The organism is Paenibacillus thermotolerans, from assembly GCF_028745515.1.
GTDB classification, from domain to species: domain Bacteria; phylum Bacillota; class Bacilli; order Paenibacillales; family YIM-B00363; genus Paenibacillus_AE; species Paenibacillus_AE thermotolerans.
This window is the reverse complement of sequence record NZ_JAQZSG010000015.1, coordinates 55,651-76,767: the sequence shown is the minus strand read 5'-3', so window position 1 is coordinate 76,767 and position 21,117 is coordinate 55,651. Positions and strand designations below refer to the sequence as shown.

The window sequence follows — 21,117 nt, the reverse complement described above, 5'->3', positions numbered from 1 at the left end:
AGTGAGTTGACGGTTCGTTAACACTCGCCGCTTACGATGGAAAAAGCTTAGACGGGAGGACGGGAAAGGTTATGACCCAAAGAACGCCGGCAAGCCTGATGCGGTGGAAGGATCAAGCGGCGGGATACGCATTTTTGGCTCCATCGCTCATCGTATTCGGGATTTTCGTGTTTTATCCGCTGCTGCAGTCAGTGTATCTAAGCTTGCACATGACCGACCCGCAAGGGCGCATTGCAAAATATGTCGGTCTTCAAAATTACATGGACATGTTCGCATCGCCGCAATTTTACCAAGGGCTGAAAATAACGGGGCTGTTCATCGTTTATACGGTTCCCGTAACGATATTGTGGGCGCTGCTGCTGGCGGCGATGACGCACGGGAACAAGCGGGGGATGAAGCTGTTCCGGTTCGTGTTTTCGCTGCCGGTCGCGATTTCCGTCGGCACCTCTGCCGTCATCTGGCTGCTGCTGTTTCACCCGAGCGCCGGGATGCTCAATTATTTTCTGAGCTTAGCGGGCGTGAAACCGATCTTCTGGCTCTCGGACCCGCATTGGGCGCTCCTTTCGATCAGCATCATGACAGTGTGGATGAGCGTCGGCTTCGTATACATCGTGCTGTTGGGCGGATTGAACGGAATATCCCAAGATATATGGGACTCGCTCAGCCTGGACGGAGCGAATCCGATGCAAGCGTACTCGAAGGTTGTGCTGCCGCTGCTTTCGCCGTCGTTGTTTTTCGTAAGCATCGTTTCGGTGATCGGATCGTTTCAGGCCTTCGGGCAAATCCACATTTTGACCAAAGGCGGACCGATGAATCAAACGAATGTCATCGTGTATCAAATTTATCAGGAAGCGTTCATTAACTACCGTTTCGGAACGGGGAGCGCGCAGGCGCTGGTGCTGTTTGCGATCATCCTGATCCTGACGGCCGTCCAATTCCGCGTCGTGGAAAAGAAGGTGCATTACCAATGAGCGTGACGACGAACGTGGCCGCAAGGACGGCGGCATCCGCAGCCGGAGCCGGGATTTCGCGAAAGCCGCTGCGGTTTGGGGTTTGGACTGTCGTGCAATATGTCGTATTGGCGGTTATGGCCGTGCTGGTGCTGTACCCGATCGCATTCACGTTTCTGGCTGGTTTTATGACGGCTGAGGAAGCGGGGCGGTTTCCGCCGGCGCTTTTTCCGGAAAGCTTCTATACGGGCAATTTTGTGTCGGCGATGCAGCTGGTGCCGATTCCGACGTTCATTATGAACAGCTTCATTATTTCCGGAGCGGTTATGCTTGGGCAGCTGATTACGTGCAGTATGGCGGCTTATGCGTTCGCATTCGTCCGCTTTCGCGGGAAATCGTTCCTGTTTGCGGCGTTTCTTTCCACAATGATGATCCCTTGGGAAGTAACGGTCATCCCGAACTATTTGACGATCAAAGGCTGGGGCTGGATGGACAGCTATCAAGGGCTGATCGTTCCTTTCCTGGCGTCGGCCTTCGGGGTGTTTCTGCTCCGGCAGTCGTTCCTGCAGCTTCCGAGGGAATTGTTCGAGGCGGCGCGAATCGACGGCTGCGGCCATGTATGGACATTTGTACGGCTTGTTCTCCCGCTATCCCGGCCGGCGATCGCCACCCTTGGCGTGTATGTGTTCATCAACACTTGGAATATGTATTTGTGGCCGCTGCTGATTACGAACCGGGAACAGATGCGCACGGTGCAAATCGGCGTCAGCATGCTTCAGTGGGAAGAAATGATGGCGTGGAACTTGGTGCTGGCGGGTGTAACGATCGTGCTCTTGCCGTCGCTGCTGCTGCTGTTGTTCGGGCTGAAGCAGCTGGTGCGCGGCATAACGGCGGGCGCAGTGAAAGGGTAAGTTTTGTGCGTGTGCTTGGGGGTCGTCTGCGGGGCGTTTCGGTATGGGCGCTGACGCGGGTTCCATATATATACTTATAGAGGAGAAAGGGAGAAGAAGCCGAATGATGACAAAGGGTAAAACGATGCTCGCTATTCTTACCGTCATGGTCATGATGTTTTTGGCGGCATGCGGCGGCGCGGCGGAAACTGGGTCTTCGGAAGACGAGACAGTGCAAGGAGCTGGGGAACAAACAGCAGCGGAGGAGACGGCAGAAGAGCCTGCGGCTGACACGGAAACTCCAGCGGAGCCGGTTAAGGTTACATTCTGGCATTCCTTCGGCGGCGAGCTCGGCAAGGTTGCGGACAAGCTGGTTGCAGACTTCAACGCGTCGCACAAGGACGTTCAAGTGGAGGCCGTGTTCCAGGGCACCTACGATGAAAGCTTGAATAAGCTGAAAACGACGTTCGGTACCGACACCGGCCCTACCATGATACAAGTGTACGAAATCGGCAGCCGCTTCATGATCGATACGGGCGCGATTACGCCGGTTCAGAAGTTTATCGATGCGGATGGCTACGATGTGTCCGGGCTGGAGGAAAACATTCTCGGGTACTATACGTTCGACAATCAGTTGTATTCGATGCCGTTCAACACATCGAATCCGATTTTGTACTATAACAAGGATATGTTCAAAGCGGCCGGACTGGATCCGGAAAACCCGCCGAAAACATACGAAGAAGTGGCTGCAGCCGCTAAAGCGTTGACGCAGGACGGCCGGTACGGCGCATCCTTCGCGATTTACGGCTGGTTTATGGAACAGTTCCACGCGAACGCCGGAGTCGACTATTTGAACAACGGCAACGGCCGTACGGCGCTTGCAACGGAATCGCTCGTCGGCGGAGACGTCGGCGTGAAGACGATGGAATGGTGGAAGGGTATGATCGACGACGGCACGATGCTGAACTTGGGCCGCAAAACGGCGGATACGAAGACTGCTTTCGCTGCCGGGCAAGTGGGCATGATTCTCGATTCGACCGCGGGTCTTCGCGGGATCGTCGACGCCGTAGGCGGCAAATTTGAAGTCGGCACGGGCTTTCTTCCGAAGCCGGCGGATGCGCAGGAGGGCGGCGTTATTGTCGGCGGTGCGAGCTTATGGGTGATGAACAACCGACCGGAAGCCGAGCAGAAGGGCGCATGGGAATTCATGAAGTTTCTTGCTGCTCCGGAGCAGCAAGCTTACTGGCACGTGAACACGGGGTACTTCCCGATTACGAAGGCGGCTTATGACCAGGAGCTCGTCAAGCAAAACTTCGAGCAGTTCCCGCAGTTCCAGACGGCTGTTGACCAGCTGCACGCTACAAGGCTGACGACGGCAACGCAAGGCGCGGTTATGGGCGTGTTCCCGGAAGCGCGACAGATTGTGGAGACCGCGATGGAAGAGGCGATCAACGGCGCGAAATCGCCGAAGGACGCGCTTGGCGCGGCGGCTGCGGACATTTCGAAGAAGATCGCGGAGTATAACGCTACGGTACAGAAGTAAGTGAGGCGACAGAGCCCCTGACCGGTTTCGGTCAGGGGCTTGTTTGCATTGCGGCGGATATAGCGACCTGTAATGTTTATGAATTAGCAACACTACGAGTGGCTATCGGCCTGTTTTTTGCGCTGCGCTGAGAAATAGGCACACTACGAGTTGCTATTCGCTCCAAAACGCCCGGCAAGGAGGCCGAAAGCGGCAAATAGCAACTTCAGGTGTTGCTAACAAACAGCGCTTCCTGTTATACGGCAAATAGCAACCTGTAGTGTTGCTATGTTCGGCGGTTTATGAATTAGCAACACTACGAGTGGCTATCGGCCTGTTTTTTGCGCTGCGCTGAGAAATAGGCACACTACGAGTTGCTATTCGCTCCAAAACGCCCGGCAAGGAGGCCGAAAGCGGCAAATAGCAACTTCAGGTGTTGCTAACAAACAGCGCTTCCTGTTATACGGCAAATAGCAACCTGTAGTGTTGCTATGTTCGGCGGGATATGAATTAGCAACACTACGAGTGGCTATCGGCCTGTTTTTTGCGCTGCGCTGAGAAATAGGCACACTACGAGTTGCTATTCGCTCCAAAACGCCAGACGGGGAGGCCGAAAGCGGCAAATAGCAACTTCAGGTGTTGCTAACAAACCAGCGCCCCCTGTTATACGGCAAATAGCAACCTGTCGTGTTGCTATGTTCGGCGGGATATGAATTAGCAACACTACGAGTGGCTATCGGCCTGTTTTTTGCGCTGCGCTGAGAATTAGGCACACTACGAGTTGCTATTCGCTCCAAAACGCCCGGCCAGGAGGCCGAAAGCGGCAAATAGCAACTTCAGGTGTTGCTAACAAACCAGCGCCCCCTGTTATACGGCAAATAGCAACCTGTAGTGTTGCTATGTTCGGCGGCGTAACCAAGAACCCCGGTAAAAATACCGGGGTTCTTGAGGCTACACTCTGATGTCGAGCTTGCCGCCCAAATGAGGATGGACACTTTGCTCCATCGCCTTCACCAGCCCTTGAGCTTGTTGGACGGCGCTGTCTTTGGCCAGCTTTAACACGCTGATCCCGACAGCCTGGGCAAGACCGGATTGTGCCAAATTCGTCGACAAACTTGCGATATCCATGGTGCACCCCCTTGCAATTGGGCATCAATGTGTATATCGGTTCCGCGGAGATCATTGTTTAGTACACAAGGATGTATGTCCGTATTCTTGCTTGGCCGCTTGCGACCTTAAGTATTCCTTTATCTACGAGATGGTGAAGCAGTTTTCTCGCATAGTTGGGGCTCACCTTCAGATGAGCGCTTACCTCTTGCGGAGTAATCGGACGAAGGACCCGCCGGGCAAAGCGAACGACCTCACTCCCAAGCCAGTTCAGATCGTCCGGCACCGGCTGCTGGGATACGAACTTGCCGATAAAGGACAGCACAAGCTGCTGGCACAGCCGCGGGTTGTCGCGCACCAGATCGTAAGCGATAGGGAGCACGGTCCAACCGTCGAGCACCAAGTGGCAATGCCTCAGGCTTTCGTCCTTAAAGCGCCATCTGGGAATATCCCTTGCGTGAGGACCGTACCCCTGAACTTCTACGACGCCCTTCACGACTCCCGGCATATAAGCGATGTCCAAATAGCGGACGCCGTCTTTGTAATCGCGAATCTCCCATTCCGGAAAGACATGATCGAAATTTCCGACAGCCGGATACCAGATGTTTTTCAGAAAATCGGTCTCCCCGTGTCCTAACCCTTTCAACAAACGCGCTTTGCGGTCGCCTCTGCTTTCGGCAATATGCTTCAACATAAATTCGTTAAACGCGATATCTCCATCCATCAGCTAAATCCCCCCGTTAATTAATGAAAAAAATATTTCAACTTCCAACCACCCCCTCATTGACACAAAAAAACACGCCATACTCCGCGCTGTGCGAAGAAGGCGTGTGCTTCACGACGAAATTTTATGTTATAGCCCGATTATATCATCTCTCACTCCTCATACCAAGGATTCAGGTGTATCAGCACCTCGTCCACGTCGTTGTTCCGGTCCATAACCGACTTTTTGATTTGCCGCGAAATGTCGTGCCCTTCCTGAATGCTTAGCTCCGCCGGAATGCTGACTCTCACGTCGACGAGAATGTAATGACCGTGCTCCCTTGCCCGGAGGCGGTCAATCCGCTTAACGTGCGGCACGGCCATAATTTGCTGGGCGTATGCCCCCAGCTTGTCTTCTCCGACATTTTTCTCCATCAAAATGTCGATCGCCTCTTGCCCCATTTCGTAAGCAAGCTTCAATACGAGCAGCGAAACGATGACTCCTGCGGCTGGATCGCCGTACATGAAATAACGGATATCGTACAGCTCGCCGAGCATCGCCAGGCCGATCCCGATTACGGCCGCAAGAGAAGCGTAAACGTCCGCCAGATGATCGTAGGCAGTAGCGATTAACGCCTTGCTGCCTGCGACCTTCCCAAGCCGAATCGTGTACACGTACAATGCCTGTTTCCAAACGAGTGATATAACGGCTGCAATCAGTGCGACGACGCTTGCGTGGCCGGGCTCCTCGGTGAACGCGATTACGGCGTGATAGCCCATATAGATGGCGGCAAGTCCAAGGATAATGGCGACGAACGCCGAGCCGAGCACCTCCGCCTTGCCGTGGCCGTACGGATGATCCTTGTCGGCGGGACGCTTAGAGATCCGCATGGAGCTTAGAGCCGCCGCGGTTGCGATGACGTCGCCTGCGTTGTGTATGCCGTCGGCAACGAGCACCTGGCTTTGAAACAGCACGCCCACGACAATTTTGAGTACGGTTAAAATGACATTGCTGATTAAGCTGATCCAAACGGCGACGATGGACGAGTTGTTCTCCGAGCGCATAAATGATGACCTCCTGCAGAAAAGTTGCCGACGGGAAACAAAAACCCTTGACTTGTTTCAGTCAAGGGTTTGGTTTGTTATATAAGTATTTACAATTATGGCAGAATTCATAAAAGCATCACTTCCTATAAAGGTTCTGTAATCATATCACGAAACCGCGCCGCGATGCAATTATTGCCTTTCGCGGGCGTACATAATGTAATCCACGCCGACCGGCTCGAAGCCCGCGCCGCGCAAGGCCGCATTGATTTGGCCGCGGTGGTACGATCCATGCATCAAGACTTGAGTCAGCATATCCGCGACAGAGGTGCGGAACTCCGTTCCGGTGCTGTTGCGATATATTGCGAGCCGCTGAAGCTCCGCTTCGTCGAGACGTTCCGCAAGCCGTTCGAAACGCGCCGCATTGTCGCCCGCCGCCGCCGCGCATTCGGATAGCGAGAGCTCCGGCCAGATCGGCAATGCGGAAGCGTCTTCGCCGTGCAAGCGGGCAAGCCATACCTTCTCCGCTCCCAGTATATGCGACATCCAGCGAACGGCCCCGGCAGGAGCGTTGCCGCATTCGGACAATCGGCGAATGATGCGTTCGTTCGCCCATATCATATGCTTTATCATCGATTGAAACGGCGATGTCATTGTAATCTTCCTTCCCTATATATTGGCCACATTTTACCATTAACAAGCCTGCGGACGTGAACAATCTTTTTTTTGCGGGATATTAAAAAAGCCTTAGGAAGCGCAGCGGCTTCTTAAGGCTCTCGGTCAGTATTTACTTAAACAGCAGCACTTTCGCCGCGGAACGGTCGGACGCTTCGCCGACAACCCGGATTTTCAAGCCGTACGGCGTAATGTTCCGTCCGGCATCCGGCAGCTCCGGATTGGCATACGACTTGCTGTCCTCAAACAACGGATTGAACGTAGAGTTGTTGTCTCGAATCGTTGCGCCGTAGAGGGCCGTATAATCCAGCTCCATCGCATCGGCTTTTTTCAGGCTGAAGGCCGCGTCGTGCAGCTGGAACCGGGTGGACGCCACGAGGCGGTCGCTCCATTTTACGGCTTTCTGATCGGCGTCGACAACCCCGAGGAAGCCGTCGCCCGGATGAATGCCGGTCCAGTTGTTGTCGACCGAGCCGTCGAAGTACCATACAAGTAGTCCTTCGTCGTATGACATTAAGCTTGAGCCGCGCAAAATATGGGCGAGACCTCGGTCGGCTCCTCGATGGCTTCTCCACTCGAGCAAGTAGTAGTGCTCGGCCTGATAGGTGCCGGTATCCTTCGCAAAGCCGTCAAGCGCAAAGACGGGCTCTTCTTCTGCGTTGTCGAACAAGAGCGTTGCGCCGTCGGCTGTAACGGAAATGTCGTCTACATAGAAGCCCTTCTCGAACACCGCTACGTCCGTCCAGTAGTTGAAGCGAAGCTCGATGGTCTTGCCCGCGTAAGCAGACAGGTCAAAGCTTGCATCGACCCAGCCGCCGGAATCGCCGGTAATGCCGTTGCCGGGATTTTGGCCGTGCGGGTTTTCCGATGTCGTAATATTCCCCTGGATCGAAGTCCAGGAGCCGTCCGCTTCACGGACCTGAATCGAGGCGTAATCCCAATCCTTCTCGATTTGATACCAGGTTTTGAACGTTAGAGCCGCGCTCGCCGCCGACGTTAAATCCAGCGAAGCCGTCATCGATCGGTTCAGCTCATCGCCGCGGCCGCCGTAATATTCGTATTGGTCGCTGTAGGGCGTATTGACGACAACCGTCTTTTCCGGCAAATCAATACGGACGGCATCGTTTCCCGCCCCTTTGGTCACCGCTTCATCCAGTATGAATTCGACGCCGGAAGCGGGGATGTCGTTGACATGTATGGAAGAGCCGGTCAGCCAGTTGCCGCCGACGTTCGCCTGCAGAAACTCTTTGGCCCATGCGCTGAAGCCCGACGGCTCCGTTCCCGGGATGATGCCGGCCCAAGAACCGCTGGCCATGATGGACCAATAGCCGACCGCTTCGCCGGCGCCGGTATACATCGTATCGTATTCGTCCGGCAAGCCGAGGTCGTGGCCGAATTCGTGGGCGAACACGCCTGCCGCGCCGTCAGCCGGCTCGATCGTGTAATCGTAAGCGCCGAGCATGCCGTCCCAATACGGGACATCTGCGGACGTGCCCGGGAGCACCGCAACGCCGCCTAAGTTGGAACGGTGCGACCAGATCGCGTCGCCGCCGAGCGAGCCCCCGCCCGCTTCTTCGCCGACGGAGGAGTGAACGATCATCAGGTGATCGATCAGGCCGTCCGGCTCGCGGAAGTTGCCGTCGCCGTCCAAATCGTAACGGTCCTCCTGATCGAACTGCTTCAGATCGATCGAAGGATCGTTGGCAGCCGCAAGCAGCGCTTCTTTAACGAGGCCGCGCGCGTTCTTGTCGTTGCCGTCCGGAGCCGGAACGTTAGCGCCGTATTCCGCGGCGGGCTTGCTTGCCGTATACCATCCTGCAACCGTTCCTTCCACGGAATAGCTCCCGCCGGATTGCTCTTCGTAATATTGTTTCATGGACATCAGCGTTTCGCCGTTCGGTCCCGTATACCCGTTCGAGCCGAATATCATTTGCTCGTAGTGCTCTTTCGAATAATCCTGGTAGTACATGTCCGTTTCTTCGGGCTTGATGCCGTTATGCGGGAAATCAGGGTATTCAATGAGCAGCACGAGCACCTTGTCGACGCGCTTGCCGCCGTTCCACGGCTCAGCGGCCGCCGGCGGAACCGCGGTTGATTGGCCTAGCTTTTTGCCGCTGCCGTTCAACAATCCGCCTGCGTTCGCATTTTCCTTCATCGCTTCCGCGCGCTTCCGCTCTTGCTTGTAAAGCTCGCCATTGCTTTGGGCTGCCGCCGCATGGGACGCCTTGCCGTTCAAGTACGATTTCAGGGCTGCACGCGCCGTTTCGGGGGAAGCGTTCGCCGGAATCGTTCCGTTCCGCTTCAGCATGGCGATCAATTTATCGTCATTGACCACCCCCATATCGAACGTCCCGCCAGGTATGTAGGCGCGGGATAAGGATGCCGCATCGTTCGGCGCGAACGATGCGAAGGCGGGGGCGATGGCTGCGGAACCGACGGTGCCGATCCCGAGAGCCATTGCCATCGCAGCGGATAGAAGTTTCTTACTTTTCATAAGACGCCTCCTTCATGTAATGTCACTACAAGTTACATATATTTAACAAAAAAGTCAGTATTCCTGTGTATTTTTTTCGAAATCTAAAAAACAGGAGTAATTTCCTGGTAATGGAAGCGGTTACGAAGTCCTAATTTATATAAAGTTAAATATTACTAACGTTAAAGGTTAGAAAACATGACAAAAAAGCCTCACCCACAAAAGCTGCGAGCGAGGCGAACCGCATTATATCGCTTGATCGGAAACAGGGGCGGGGAGCTTTTTTCGCTCGCCGGCATAGAGGAGAAGCGCCGAGACGCACATGACGGCGAGAAACGCGCTGCCGCACCAGAACATGACGCTCACCGGGAGATTCCCGAAGCCCAGCGCGCCGAAGCCGGCAGAGCCGATGCAAAACACGGTGAACATCAGCATGTTTAACGAGAAAATTTTGCCCGTATTTTCCGGCTCGGATTCGGTTTGAATCGCTGTCGTCTGCGGGATGCCGATGACCGGACCGCCGAGACCCGCAATCGCGGAGCCGACATAGACGAGCCACAAGGAGGCGTGGCCGGCAGCGATGATGCCGTAGCCGGCGGCGAGCAGAAGCCACCCTGCAACGATGAAATAGATGGGTGTGCGCACCGGTATTCTGGTCATCAGCAGGCTGCCGATTAAGTTCCCTACGCCGTAACTGCCCACGATGACGCCAAGCTGCCCGCCGTTCGCCTCGCCTCCAGGCGACGCAACGGAGGAACCGGCCCCGGAGGCGACTTCCGCCGCCAAAACCGGAAACCCGACCGTCCAAAGCACTTGCCAAGCGATAAAGCCCATATTTCCGAATAACAGCGTGTACAGGAGGGAGCGTTTGCGGAGCAGTTCTTTCAATGCCGAGCGAATGTCCTCGGAAAACCGCCGGGCAATGGCGGCAACCGTTTCCTTCGCGCGCGGCGCTTCAATCGCCGGCGCGCCAAGCGGGTCGACCGGGCCGAGAGCGTTGGCTCCGCCGTAACGCGCGGCATGCCCGGCCTTATGATTCGCCGCAAGGATAAACACCGCGGATGCAACGTAAGAGATCGTGTTCACCAGCATCAGCCAATGCAGCGGGACGAAGGCGGCCAGAGCGCCGACCGCCAACGGGGCGGCGATGCGGACGGCGCGGAAGGTCGAGTCTTGGATCGCGTTCGCCTGCGCCAGCTGCTCCGGCGGCACGACCCGGCGCAACGCGACCGTTCGTGCGGGAAAAAACAGCGCAGCGAACATCCCGATGCCGAACTGCACGGCCATAAACGGCCCTAACGCACCGACATCGGAAAGCGCCAAGAAAAATACGACGGCGATCAGCGCGAACCGGGCAAGGTCGGCGCCGATCATGAGCCGCCTCGGCGAGTACCGATCGGCCGCGGCGCCGAAGACAATATAAAACAGCAGTCCGGCCGCCATCTCGGGAATCGTTAAGAGGCTCAGCGAAGAAGGGGAATCGACCTTCTGCAGCAAGTACCACAGCAGCGCTATGGAGTAAAATTGATCTCCTATATTAGAAGCGATTTGCGCCAGCCAAATCATGACATAGGGGCGGTTTTTCATTAGCGGGGAGTGCATCTGTATGAGTCCTCTTTTCAACGAAGGTTTGATCGCAATCGAACAATTATCTATTATAGTAGATTCAGTGATATTATGGAAATTGAAAGAGGACGGAACGGTCGTTTATCCTTGGGGGAAATGACGTTTGCGGCGGGACGGGTTTGAGATGGGGGAACATTTTGGTAAAATAATGGGTGAGACTGGATCAGAAGGGATGGAATCAACTATGCCAAAAGGACTCGCGGATACGACCACATTAAACAACGGCGTTGCCATGCCGTGGCTCGGACTGGGCGTGTGGCGCGTTGAGGAAGGCTCGCAGGTGGAGGACGCGGTTTCCGCGGCGCTGGCGCACGGCTATCGCAGCATCGACACGGCAGCCGTGTACGGCAATGAGGCGGGCGTCGGCAAGGCGATTCGTCAAAGCGGCGTGAAGCGGGAGGAGCTGTTCGTCACCACGAAGGTGTGGAACGCCGACCAAGGCTATGAAAGCACGCTCCGGGCTTACGAGGAAAGCTTGAAGAAGCTCGGCCTCGATTATGTGGACTTGTATTTGATTCACTGGCCGGTGAAAGGAAAATACGTAGAGACGTGGAGGGCGCTGCGGAAGCTGTATGAAGAGAAGCGCGTTCGGGCGATCGGAGTGAGCAATTTCCACGTTCATCATTTAAAAGACATTATGGCCGAAAGCGACATTGTCCCGGCTGTGAACCAGGTGGAATATCATCCGCTGCTGAATCAGCGCGAGCTGCTTTCCTTCTGCAAGGAAAAGGGGATTCAGATGGAAGCGTGGAGCCCGCTGATGCAGGGCAACAATCTCGACGACCCGACGCTTGTCGAGATCGCCCGAAAGCACGGAAAGTCGCCTGCGCAGGTCGTGCTTCGCTGGGATCTGCAGAGCGGCGTCGTGACGATTCCGAAGTCGATCCGCGCCGAGCGCATTAAGGAAAACGCGGACGTATTCAATTTCGAGCTTTCCGCGGAGGAAATGGACCGGATCAACGCTTTGAACCAAAACAAACGGTTCGGCGCGGACCCGGACAACTTCAACTTTTAATCGGCATGAGCTTGTCCGCCGCACCTTTGGGTGCGGCTTTTTCTTTTGCGTGTTAGGCCGTAGACCAAGCACAGCCGCATTAGCGGTCATAATATATCTCAGTCTTGATAAAGGAGGGAAAACAATGAGCGCATGCGCTGGCTTTGGTTTTGGTTCTACGACGGCGATTGTTTTGGTCCTTTATGTCTTGTTGGTAATTGTACTGAGGACGTTCGTCATTTAAGGAAAAATGAAGCGAAGGGGAGATCCGGTTTTCGGATGCCCCCTTCGTTGTTGTTAACGAGCTATATGAGCAAAGTAAGGACAAGGAGATCGTAGAGAGCAAGCGGCAAAATCACGCTGTAGTACGGGTTGTAGAACGGGCCGTAGAACGGGTAGAATGCGCGGGACATACCGGCTGAAACCTCTACGTCCAAATAGATGATGCCGCCGTCGATGCCGACGATGACGCCTTCGTGCACGTGACCGTCGATCGTTTGCACGCGTACGCGGCGATGCATGCAGGCCGGCACGGCCGAGTGCATTCTTTGTCTGATCGCTTGAAGCGTCCGAACCTCCTCAGGTTGGGCTTGATGAACAATTTGCTGCCCGGCAACGTTAGGGTTAGGTTGGTACATTAGCAGCCGATACCTCCAATACATATTGGTGGAGCTTACTAATGTCAACATATGCGGGCGCCTATCCCGGGGTGAAGCCGTTTTTGCTCAAATAGAGCCGATCCGGGTCAAAATGTTCGCGCAATTGCTCCCAAAACTGTTTGTACTTGTCTTCCTCGTACCAGTCCTCGTAACCGAGGGAGGCGTGGATGCGCGAGATGCCGAGCGCTTTCGTGCGTTTGCCGCCCGAGCCGTCGCCGAGGGCGAACGTGTCCACGGTGACGCGGTCCGTCACCGTCCTTAGCACGGCGGCGAAGTCCGCCGTGCAGGGCAGCAGCGGCGCGACCGCCGCTTGCGTGGGCACGCCGGCCTCCGCGAGGCGGCGCAGCGCTTTGAGCCGCGCCTGGATCGGCGGCGCGGCCGGGGCGAACGACCGCCGGATGTCCTCGCGGTCGGTTTCCACCGTGACGCTGACGCGGATTTGTCCTTCGGGGAACCGAAGGAACAAATCCGTATCCCGCGTCACGAGGGGGCTGCGCGTCTGCACGAACAGGAAGGCGGGCGGGTTCTCCGTCATAATCGTCAGCAGCGCGCGGGTGAGCTCCAGCCGGTACTCCGCCGGCTGGTAAGGGTCGGTGGCGCTCGACATGAAGATCGCCACCGGCCCTTTTCGCTTCGCGCGATGCAGCTCGCGGCGGAACGCGTCCGGGTCGAAGCGCTTGGCGTCGACCCACTCCCCCCACGGCTCGCCCCGGAATAGGGCGACCGGCATGCGCCGCACGTAGCAATACGTGCACGCGAAGGCGCATCCGCTGTACGGATTCAGCGTGTGGGTGTACCCCGACAGAAAGCCTCCCGTCGGGGTGAGCATGCTTTTCGGTTGTTTCTCGACCGGCTGCGGCGTCGGCATCGGGCTGCTCTCCTTTTCCGTTACGGTAATACATACCTAAACCTATTCTTATTCTTATACTACCAAATAGGGGAGATCAAATGTTGGCGCAAACCTTTCCGGGATGGGCGGTCAAGCGGCGGGAAAGTTCACGGTAGCAGGGTTAGCACCAAATGTTGGTGCTAAGTCGGACAAGCGGCGAAAAAAGTTGCGGTGTTAGTACCAAATGTTGGTGCTAAGTCGGTCAAGAGGCGGTGAGATTGCAGAGTTAGTACCACACTTTGGTGCTAAGTCGGACGAGCGGACGAGACCGGCCGATCATACGAAGTCGCTTCCCGTTGACACGTACCGCAAACAAATCTAAAATTAAATCTAAATTAGAATAATTATAAATAACAAGGGAAGGTGACCGCCGAATGAACGATCGCGAACGCATGCATGAGCCTACAACCGCCGCTACCATAGACCAAGCGCTGCTCCGGCTTAAGAGCATGAATGTGCGCTTATCGCCCGCTAGGCTGGCGATTCTAGAGGAGCTATGGAGCCGAAGCGGAACGGGCCGAAGCCGTCCGACCGTAGCGGAAAACAAGCGTACTCGCCCCGCGCTTCCCGCAGATGACCGCCACGACCGTCCGCAACGCGGTGCTTGTTTACGATCGTCTCGGACTGTCTCCGCCATCATGCGGCACTAAAGCCGGCTTAAAGGGTGACTTTCGTCAGATTCGCTTCTTTACTTAAGATACATGCGTCCCGACGGCGAAAACAGTAAAGTCAAAGTATATTCAACCGAAGCAGGGAGGTATCTTTGATGAGTAAAGTTGTGCCGGGCCGCTACACTGCACAGATGGAAGGGCCGTTCGCCGTATTCGCGATCGGCATGCGCATCAACCGAATATGGGCGGTGCACAAATGGCTGCCGGTGTTTTTGGCTATGGGGCCGATGATCAAAGAGCTGTACACGCACAGGGAGCTGGGATTTTACCATACGGAATATTTCGTTTCTTGGCGCCGAATCACCTTGCTGCAATACTGGCGCTCGTTCGAGGACATCGAGCGGTATGCCCGCGGAGGGCTGCACATGAAGGAGTGGAAGGATTTCAACCGGAAAGTCGGGAACGACGGAACGGTCGGCATTTTCCACGAATCGTATCTGATCGAGCCCGGCAAATATGAAAGCGTGTACGTCAATATGCCGGCGATCGGCCTTGGAAAAGCAGGTAACCATATTCCCGCCTCCGGCAAACGTGAGTCGGCAAGAAGCAGGCTGGAAGCGAGCGGCAAGTCCGAAGTGTAAGCCTGAGGCGCAGTCTGTTGATCAAGAGCAGCTTAGCGAGGTAAAACTTCGCTATTTCGCAAATATCGGTGCGGCCAAGTGAAATAGTGAGGTCAAACCTCCTTATTTGGGCGGTTCCATGATCATTTGGCGGTGTACGGGCGTCCGGTGCGACGAGCGCAGTTCCAACTCTAACGCGCAGGTCTAAATCGCAAGGCTCACGCGTACTGATGAATTGATGTGCTTCCCGGCTCGCGGTCCGGTTTTCTTGAAAGTACTTCGAAAAAAGGTTTTTTTATACAAAAAATATGTTGACACGGTTCATGGGGTCGTGATAACTTACGAACATGTAACCAATGGAAAATTCAATTCGGAAGGAGTGACATCGTCATGTTGGCAATCTTTGGAGTGCGCGATCGGATGAATATCGTAATGAATATGGTTCGGGTCGGCAAACATGACGTGATCTCTCGCTTCCGTGTTCGGACGCATTGACGCTGTTTTTGCAATAAGCGTCAATCAAGCGTACGCAGACGAATGAACGGCGCAGGTCACGGCAAACAATCGTGGCGTGCGCTTTTTATTTTCCGTATGGGAAACAAAGCACACTGCTGATACAATCGCGGTGTGCTTTTTTTGGTAAATAAGGAGGAGAGAAACAGGATGCTTTCGGTGTTAGGCAAGTTAGGCTGGTTTTTCCGAATCGAGTGGAAAAGGTACGCGATCGCGCTTCCGCTGCTTCTGCTCGCGGGACTCATCGAGGTCGTGCCGCCGAAGATCGTAGGGGACATGATCGACCGGATTCAGCAAGGGTCGCTCGACTGGGAAATCGTAACAAGCACGCTTTTGCTGCTCGGAGGATTGACGGCCGCCATTTATTTCATCACTTATATTTGGATGTACCGGCTGTTCGGCGGCGCCTTCGTGGTGGAACGGATGCTGAGGTCGCGGTTAATGCGGCATTTTTTGAAGATGACGCCTACCTTCTACGAGAAAAACCGCACCGGCGATCTCATGGCGCGGGCGACGAACGATTTGAAGGACGTGTCCATGACGGCGGGCTTCGGCATTTTGACGCTGATGGACTCCACCGTATGGATGTTGACGATTCTCGTTGTAATGACGACGCTCATTTCTTGGAAGCTGACGCTGGCGTCGATTATTCCGCTGCCGGTTTTGGCGCTCACGATGCAGCTGTACGGCAAGTGGATCCATCACCGTTTTAAAGAAGCGCAGGATGCGTTCGGCGATATGAACGACGGCGTTCTGGAGACGATTTCCGGTACGCGGGTCATTCGGGCGTTCGTTCAGGAGCGGGCCGCCGAGCGCAAATTCGCGGGCGTCACGCAAGACGTGCTGAACAAAAACATCGCCGTCGCCAGGATCGACGCGCTCTTCGAGCCGACGATCAAAATTATTGTCGGCGCCAGCTACTTGATCGGCCTCGTCTACGGCGCGTATCTCGTGTTTCATAACGAACTGACGGTCGGCCAGCTCGTCACGTTCAACGTATACCTTGGGATGCTCATTTGGCCGATGTTCGCCATCGGCGAGCTGATCAACATTATGCAGCGCGGCAACGCTTCGCTCGATCGGGTGAACGAGGTGCTGTCTTACCGGGCCGATGTGGAGGAGAAACCGGACGCTGCAAGCATCAAGGAACCCGGCGAAATCGCCTTCGACAGCGTGACGTTCCGCTATCCGACCTCGGAGCAGAGTAACCTCAGCGACGTGAGGATCCGGCTGGATCGCGGCCAAACGCTCGGCATCGTCGGACGCACGGGCAGCGGCAAGACGACGCTGATCAAGCAGCTGCTTCGCGAATACCCGAAAGGGGACGGCGAGCTGTCCATTTCCGGGAAGCCGATCGAGGAAATCGCCTTCGACGACTTGAAGGGGTGGATCGGCTACGTTCCGCAAAATCCGTTCTTATTCTCGCGGACGGTGCGGGAAAACATTTTGTTCGCCAAGGGTGAAGAAGCGGCCGGCAAGCTGGAAGAAGCGATCGAGCTGTCGGCATTTAAGAAAGACTTGGAGTTTTTGCCGAGCGGGCTTCAGACGCTCGTCGGCGAGAAGGGCGTGGCGCTCTCCGGAGGGCAGAAGCAGCGGGTGTCGATTGCGCGGGCGCTGATCGCCGATCCGGAAATATTAATACTCGACGACGCGCTCTCCGCAGTCGACGCCAAGACGGAGGCCGAAATCATTTCGAATATTCGCGTATCCCGCGCCGGGAAGACGACCTTGATCGTTACGCACCGGCTGTCCGCCGTGCAGCATGCGGACCGGATCGTCGTGCTGGATGACGGGCGGATCGTGGAGGAAGGCACGCACGAGGAGCTGGTGGCGCATGGAGGCTGGTACCGAGAGCAGTGGGACCGCCAGCAGGCGGAAGCGAAGCTGGAAGGCGAGTAACCGTAAAGGACGATTCGCATGTAGATAAACACTTGCTTCAGATAGAAGGGTGGAGAAACAAACAATGAACGGAGACATGGATTTTGAGCTTGACCGCGAAGCGGTGCGCAGAGCGCGGCCGGGCAAGCGGTTATGGCAGTATGCTATGTTATACAAAAAGACGATCCTGCTTGCACTGATCACGCTTGCGCTCGCGATCGGCACGGAGCTGACGGGACCATTCATCGCAAAGAAGCTGATCGACGATCACATTGCGGGCATCGAGAAAGCCTGGGTGCAGGTGCAGCCGGGAACCCCGGGCAGCGTGGAATACGCGGGGGAGAGCTGGAAACGCGGCGATCGCGTGCCGGAAAGCGACCGGGGGGCGGAAGCAAGGGTGCTTCAGGTCGGGCGCGAGTTTTACTTCGTGCCGGGCGGCATCGCGGAGGACGGGAACCGTACCGCAGAAGCGAGCGAAGACGGCAAGGCCGTTCTAACGGTAACGACGAAACAAGGCGAAACCGCCAGGTACGATGCGCAGCGTCTTACGAGCGGCCAATTGTTCGCGTTCTATCGGCCGGAATTTGCAGGGATCGCAAACTTGTCGTGGATTTACGTAGCCCTTACCTTCTTGTCGGCGATACTCAGCTACGGACAGCGGTATTGGCTGCAGTCGTCCGCCAACCGAATTATTCGCAAGATGCGCGACGATGTGTTTGCGCATATCAATAAGCTGCCGATCCGCTACTTCGACAATTTGCCGGCAGGCAAAGTCGTATCGCGGATTACGAACGACACCGAAGCGATCAAAGATATGTATGTGAACGTGCTTGCGAATTTTTTCTCCGGCACGCTGTACATCTTCTCCATCCTCGGAGCGATGTTCCTGCTCGACAGGCGGCTTGCGATGATCTGTACGCTCGTGATTCCGATTTTGGCCGTATGGATCGTCATTTACCGCAAATACGCGGCGAATTATAACCGCATCATCCGCTCGACGCTTTCCGAGATGAACGGCATGATCAACGAATCGATTCAAGGCATGCAGATCATTCAGGCGTTCCGCCGGGAGAAGAAGCAGGAAGAAGAATTCGAGCAGTACAACAATAAGTACTTCGATTTCCGCAACAAGCTGTTGAACTTGAACTCGCTCACTTCGCACAATCTGGTGGGCGTCATCCGAAACATCGCGTTCGTCGCATTGATCTGGTACTTTTCGGGCGTATCGCTCGGCACGATCGTAGGCGGCGTATCGCTCGGGGTGCTATACGCGTTCGTCGATCTGCTCAACCGGATGTTCCAGCCGATCGTCAACATCGTCAATCAGCTTCCGAACTTGGAGCAGGCGCTGGTCAGCGCGGAACGCGTCTTCGTGCTGCTTGACGAAGAAGGAGAAGACGTGTCCGACGAAAAAATGCCGCGTTACCAAGGCAACGTATCGTTCAAGGACGTTTGGTTTTCATATAAAGAAGGAGAACCGGTGCTGAAAGGGATTTCGTTCGAAGCGAAGCAAGGACAGACGGTGGCGCTCGTCGGGCATACCGGGTCGGGCAAAAGCTCGATTCTCAACCTGCTGTTCCGCTTCTACGACGTAGACTCCGGAAGCATTACGATTGACGGCAAGGATACTCGCGAGCTGCCCCGGCAGACGCTTCGGAACCATATGGGCATCGTTCTGCAGGATCCGTTCCTCTTCACGGGGACAATCGCCTCGAACGTGTCGCTCGACGACCCGTCGATTTCGAGAGAACGGGTTGAGAAGGCGCTTCGGGATGTAGGGGCGGATCGGCTGCTTGCACAGCTTCCGAAGGGAATCGAAGAGCCGGTCATCGAGAAGGGAAGCACGCTCTCGGCCGGACAGCGCCAGCTCATCTCGTTCGCCCGCGCGCTCGCCTTCGATCCCGCGATTCTCATCCTGGACGAAGCGACGTCGAACATCGACACCGAAACCGAAGCCGTCATTCAAGAAGCGCTGGACGTCGTAAAGAAGGGCCGTACGACGTTCGTGATTGCGCACCGCTTGTCGACCATTAAGAGCGCCGATCTGATTCTGGTGCTGGACCGCGGCGAAATCGTCGAGCGCGGCTCGCACGACGAACTGATGGCGCTCGGCGGGAAATATTATCAAATGTACGAACTGCAGCAAGGGAAAGGGGCTTCCGCTTCCCGACAGTCGTTCGGCTCCGGTGCGTTGGCGCCGACGCCGGCTGCCGCTGCGCCTAGCGCATAACTATAAAGGGGATATCCCGCAGCCGTCCTAACGGACCTGCAGGATATCCCCTTATTCCTTTACTTGCCTCGCTCATTCTCCATTTCTTTCCGAATCGCTGTAAGAATCGCTTCAATATAAGCGATCTTTTCGGCCGGCAAGGCGAAAATTTCGCTCGCAGCCGCTGCCCGCCTCGCATATTCCTCCTCGCTCATTCCTTCGGGAACGGGCGGAAACAACAACGCGGTTCCGTAGGTTCCGTTGCTGTCCTTCACAAGCTTGCCTTGGACGGAGCCGTAATCCGAGGATCTTCCGATCAGCCGGTCGACCGTGACGCCGAAAAATTCGGCGAGTTTAATCAGCGTTTCGTGATCGGGCTGCCGATTATTTTGTTCATACATCGCATAGGTTGTTCTGGCAATGCCGATTTGCCGGGAAATCTCTTCCTGCTTCAGCTTCCTGGCAAGCCTTAATTCCCGCAAGACGTCTCCGAGCAACTGTCCCACCATCCTCGAAGACATTATAAATGACGCGAAAATCGCTTGACATCGAAGTCACAATAAGTGTATTCATGCTTTTCATTTTCGCCAAAATATGGTAAATTAATACGTAATATACACAGAACGTGACACAATATATTTAATTTATAAGTAGTTAGGGGAGTAGCGATGAGCGTAAAAGAGTGGGTCCTCGGCGGTTTTTCCGGATGGTACTTTATCGTCGGGAGCATTGTTATTTCTTATATATTGGTTCGTCTTTCCGAAGCGAAGGGCAAAGACAAACCAAAGCAATAAGCATTCGACCGAGCCGCCGTTTTTTGTACGTTGTGTGACATTAGGCATTCAAGATTGCTTTCGGGTGCCTTTTTTCATTATGATGGGGGTAACATGCTCGAAAAGGAAGGATTTCCACTTATGGCACCGTCTAAAGAACGCAACTATACACCGCTTGTTGTCGTCCTCTCCATCGTAGTCAACGCGCTCGTAGCCGTTCTGTTCTTCCTGCCGAAGGCGGAAGGGCTCGACCATATCGACTTTACGATATTGCCGATGCTGAACGCGATTTTCAACAGCTTTACGTTTGTCTTTCTTGTGGCGGCCTTGTACTTTATCAAGAGGAAAAACATCAAGCTTCACCGGAATTTTATTTTCGCGGCGTTCACAACTACGATTTTGTTTCTAGTGTCGTATGTCACCTATCATTACGCGACCGAATCGACGCCGTACGGCGGGGAAGGCCCGATCCGCTACGTCTATTTCTTCATCCTGATCACTCACATTATTCTTGCGGCGGCCATCGTTCCGTTATCGCTCATAACGACCATCCGGGGCTTGACGAACAATGTGGAGAAGCACCGGAAAATCGCGCGCTGGACGATGCCGATTTGGCTTTATGTAAGCTTGACGGGTCCTATCGTATACTTAATGATATCGCCGTATTACGTATAAGCCGGGCGCGTGACGCGGCGCCGGTGCAATTCGAAGTTTCCGAAGATGTTAAAGTATGCTAAAATAAAGAAGATTGGCGTCAAGGATGGCACCGATTATTTGGAATTTATGATTTATGAATTCATGAAATAGACAACGGCAGAACCGGACCGAAGGATCGGTAGCGGAGGTCTTGCAGATTGTTTGTAAAAGAATATTTCAGGTAAATGAGCGAATTGTTCGAACGGATAACGTCCTTCATGGCCTGGCTTCTATATTTTTAGAGGTCAGGCCATTTTTCTTTACGAAAAAGGGACCTTATCCGAAA

18 protein-coding genes and 1 pseudogene are annotated in these 21,117 nt (G+C 55.0%); 10 read left to right on the top strand and 9 right to left on the bottom strand.

Annotated features, from left to right (window positions below; genetic code table 11):
• Nucleotides 1-71: 71 nt before the first annotated feature.
• From PT964_RS14135 to PT964_RS14125, 3 genes are all read left to right on the top strand, one after another.
• Nucleotides 72-971 carry a carbohydrate ABC transporter permease gene (locus PT964_RS14135; RefSeq protein WP_274364004.1) on the top strand — a complete coding sequence of 300 codons (900 nt, stop codon included), beginning with the start codon at nt 72-74 and terminating at the stop codon, nt 969-971.
• A 116-nt stretch (nt 972-1,087) separates the two neighbouring features.
• Nucleotides 1,088-1,861: a carbohydrate ABC transporter permease gene (locus PT964_RS14130; protein WP_274364041.1), complete on the top strand. Its 774-nt coding sequence runs from the start codon at nt 1,088-1,090 to the stop codon at nt 1,859-1,861.
• A gap of 103 nt (nt 1,862-1,964) precedes the next feature.
• A complete protein-coding gene (locus PT964_RS14125) occupies nt 1,965-3,383 on the top strand; it encodes an ABC transporter substrate-binding protein (RefSeq protein WP_274364003.1) in 1,419 nt (472 codons plus the stop codon).
• Between the two features lie 930 nt (nt 3,384-4,313).
• On the opposite strand, the gene PT964_RS14120 is transcribed toward PT964_RS14125, so the two are convergent.
• The 6 genes from PT964_RS14120 to PT964_RS14095 all read right to left on the bottom strand — a co-directional run bounded on the left by PT964_RS14120 (nt 4,314) and on the right by PT964_RS14095 (nt 10,965).
• Nucleotides 4,314-4,490, bottom strand: coding sequence for a YjfB family protein (locus PT964_RS14120; RefSeq protein ID WP_274364002.1), 177 nt, complete (start codon nt 4,488-4,490; stop codon nt 4,314-4,316).
• Between the two features lie 58 nt (nt 4,491-4,548).
• A complete protein-coding gene (locus PT964_RS14115) occupies nt 4,549-5,193 on the bottom strand; it encodes a transcriptional regulator (RefSeq protein ID WP_274364001.1) in 645 nt (214 codons plus the stop codon).
• Nucleotides 5,194-5,345: 152 nt separating this feature from the next.
• Nucleotides 5,346-6,236 (bottom strand): cation diffusion facilitator family transporter, encoded by an 891-nt coding sequence (locus PT964_RS14110; RefSeq protein WP_274364000.1) that lies wholly within the window; start codon nt 6,234-6,236, stop codon nt 5,346-5,348.
• A gap of 171 nt (nt 6,237-6,407) precedes the next feature.
• Complete coding sequence (locus tag PT964_RS14105) at nt 6,408-6,869, bottom strand: DinB family protein (RefSeq protein ID WP_274363999.1); 462 nt, start codon at nt 6,867-6,869, stop codon at nt 6,408-6,410.
• A 133-nt stretch (nt 6,870-7,002) separates the two neighbouring features.
• A complete protein-coding gene (locus PT964_RS14100; RefSeq protein WP_274363998.1) occupies nt 7,003-9,384 on the bottom strand; it encodes an immune inhibitor A domain-containing protein in 2,382 nt (793 codons plus the stop codon).
• A gap of 225 nt (nt 9,385-9,609) precedes the next feature.
• Nucleotides 9,610-10,965: an MFS transporter gene (locus PT964_RS14095; protein ID WP_274363997.1), complete on the bottom strand. Its 1,356-nt coding sequence runs from the start codon at nt 10,963-10,965 to the stop codon at nt 9,610-9,612.
• 208 nt (nt 10,966-11,173) lie between these two features.
• Here PT964_RS14095 and PT964_RS14090 point away from each other — a divergent pair, with 208 nt between their 5' ends.
• Nucleotides 11,174-12,004, top strand: coding sequence for an aldo/keto reductase (locus PT964_RS14090; RefSeq protein WP_274363996.1), 831 nt, complete (start codon nt 11,174-11,176; stop codon nt 12,002-12,004).
• Between the two features lie 284 nt (nt 12,005-12,288).
• Here the strand turns inward: PT964_RS14090 and PT964_RS14085 are convergent, their stop codons facing one another.
• The gene (locus PT964_RS14085; protein ID WP_274363995.1) at nt 12,289-12,621 is read right to left on the bottom strand and encodes an acetyl-CoA acetyltransferase; all 333 of its coding nucleotides are present in this window, start codon (nt 12,619-12,621) and stop codon (nt 12,289-12,291) included.
• A 61-nt stretch (nt 12,622-12,682) separates the two neighbouring features.
• Nucleotides 12,683-13,510 carry an SPL family radical SAM protein gene (locus PT964_RS14080; RefSeq protein WP_274363994.1) on the bottom strand — a complete coding sequence of 276 codons (828 nt, stop codon included), beginning with the start codon at nt 13,508-13,510 and terminating at the stop codon, nt 12,683-12,685.
• Between the two features lie 395 nt (nt 13,511-13,905).
• On the opposite strand from PT964_RS14080, the gene PT964_RS14075 reads away from it, so the two are divergent.
• From PT964_RS14075 to PT964_RS14060, 4 genes are all read left to right on the top strand, one after another.
• On the top strand, nt 13,906-14,181 hold the full coding sequence (locus PT964_RS14075; protein WP_274363993.1) for a hypothetical protein: 276 nt from the start codon (nt 13,906-13,908) through the stop codon (nt 14,179-14,181).
• 116 nt (nt 14,182-14,297) lie between these two features.
• The gene (locus tag PT964_RS14070; protein WP_274363992.1) at nt 14,298-14,783 is read left to right on the top strand and encodes a DUF4188 domain-containing protein; all 486 of its coding nucleotides are present in this window, start codon (nt 14,298-14,300) and stop codon (nt 14,781-14,783) included.
• 642 nt (nt 14,784-15,425) lie between these two features.
• A complete protein-coding gene (locus tag PT964_RS14065) occupies nt 15,426-17,174 on the top strand; it encodes an ABC transporter ATP-binding protein (protein WP_274363991.1) in 1,749 nt (582 codons plus the stop codon).
• Nucleotides 17,175-17,238: 64 nt separating this feature from the next.
• Complete coding sequence (locus tag PT964_RS14060; RefSeq protein ID WP_274363990.1) at nt 17,239-19,383, top strand: ABC transporter ATP-binding protein; 2,145 nt, start codon at nt 17,239-17,241, stop codon at nt 19,381-19,383.
• A gap of 290 nt (nt 19,384-19,673) precedes the next feature.
• Here the strand turns inward: PT964_RS14060 and PT964_RS14055 are convergent.
• Nucleotides 19,674-19,859: pseudogene (locus PT964_RS14055) on the bottom strand (helix-turn-helix domain-containing protein); the annotation flags it as partial.
• A gap of 171 nt (nt 19,860-20,030) precedes the next feature.
• Here PT964_RS14055 and PT964_RS14050 point away from each other — a divergent pair.
• Complete coding sequence (locus tag PT964_RS14050; RefSeq protein WP_274363989.1) at nt 20,031-20,156, top strand: hypothetical protein; 126 nt, start codon at nt 20,031-20,033, stop codon at nt 20,154-20,156.
• 120 nt (nt 20,157-20,276) lie between these two features.
• Nucleotides 20,277-20,810, top strand: a complete 534-nt coding sequence (locus PT964_RS14045) for a DUF420 domain-containing protein (RefSeq protein WP_274363988.1) — start codon at nt 20,277-20,279, stop codon at nt 20,808-20,810.
• Nucleotides 20,811-21,117 lie beyond the last annotated feature (307 nt).